This window comes from Helicobacter sp. MIT 01-3238 (assembly GCF_003364135.1).
In the GTDB taxonomy this organism is placed as follows: domain Bacteria; phylum Campylobacterota; class Campylobacteria; order Campylobacterales; family Helicobacteraceae; genus Helicobacter_B.
The window spans coordinates 1-607 of the sequence record NZ_NXLN01000064.1 but is presented as its reverse complement, the minus strand read 5'-3'; the positions used below and the strand labels follow the sequence as shown (position 1 = coordinate 607).

At 35.7% G+C, this 607-nt stretch carries 1 protein-coding gene; it reads left to right on the top strand.

Features of this window, described 5'->3' with window-relative positions:
• Nucleotides 1-607 (top strand): hypothetical protein (locus tag CQA40_RS11390; RefSeq protein WP_181882940.1); only part of this gene is annotated, 607 nt, incomplete at both ends.

Sequence of the window (607 nt, the reverse complement as noted above, 5' to 3'; positions counted from 1 at the left end):
GAATCCACCAACACCCTCATACTCTATAACATTCTCAATAACTATGATGGCACTTATATAAACTATGATTATGGCTTAGGACATCAAGTAGGAGTAGGTGCGTTTAATAACGGAGGATTTGCTCGCTATTATAACTACAACTCAAAAAATGGATTTGACATAGGAGCTAAGCTAAAGATAGCAGTTGCAAATAGATTGTATCTAAGAGGAGTGGCTTATTATACTTATTTTGGTTCTAGCACGCTAGCTAGTCATTCACTTGTATTTGGGCTAGGAGTGCTAAAGAACTTTGATTTTGCACTAGGAAGTAGTGGTAATGTCTTTTGGGTGCTAAATCCTAGTGCAAATCTCTACTATGCTACTACGCTTAAAGGCACATATATGCCTGCTAATCATTTAGGATTTGGCAATGTAGCACTTGATACGGGAGTAAGGATAAAAAACACTTCACTTCTATTGCGAGGAAGTGTAGGAGGAGTGCTAAATTCTTTGAAATCTATTAGTATTGATTTGGGTAATGGAGCACACTATAAAAACACTACATTTTTTAATAATGCTATATATTCTGCTAGCTTTGTGTTTTCTCAAAAGTTTCCTTTGCAAAGAA